At 44.9% G+C, this 572-nt stretch carries 1 pseudogene; it reads left to right on the top strand.

Annotated features, from left to right (window positions below):
* Positions 1–456 (top strand): annotated as a pseudogene (locus tag R8N47_RS27165) (alkaline phosphatase); the annotation flags it as partial.
* Between the last annotated feature and the right edge of the window lie 116 nt (positions 457–572).

The raw sequence follows: 572 nt of genomic DNA, 5'->3' as shown, positions 1-572 counted from the left end.
TTCGGAAAGTTTGAAATCCTAGATGGTTTATACAACCAGAAGAAAAGCTACTACGGCATGATCAGCGAGTTTGAAGCGCTAGATAAAGCACAGCAAACACCAGAAAAGCTAGCTGAAGTGGTGAATGCCAACAGCGATTTTTCTATCACACCTGAGCAAGCCGCTCATGTACTAGCAAGCAAACCAAACCCATACCGAGTTGCTGGCCACTCGTACCTAGAAGTAGAAACGGTACCAACAATTAACGACTTTGATGCGTTCTTCCCATACAACGACCGCGGTAACTTGCTCGCTCGCGAACAAGCGACCAAACAAAACACGGTATGGGGAACAGGCACGCACACTCATACACCAGTGAACGTATTCGCTTGGGGGCCTGCAGAAACCATTCTTCCAGTTTCAAAAATCATGCACCACTCCGAGCTTGGTGAGTTCCTAAAGCAACAAATCAAATAATCATCTTGCACTTACTTCACGTCTTGTGATGTTCCAACGCTCTCTCACGAGAGCGTTTTTTTTATCCGCAAAAACAGTTGACGTTTTAAGCAACAATACTCAATATTTGCACGTCT

This window comes from Vibrio sp. 2132-1 (genome assembly GCF_033344315.1).
This window is presented reverse-complemented; position numbering and strand designations above follow the sequence as displayed.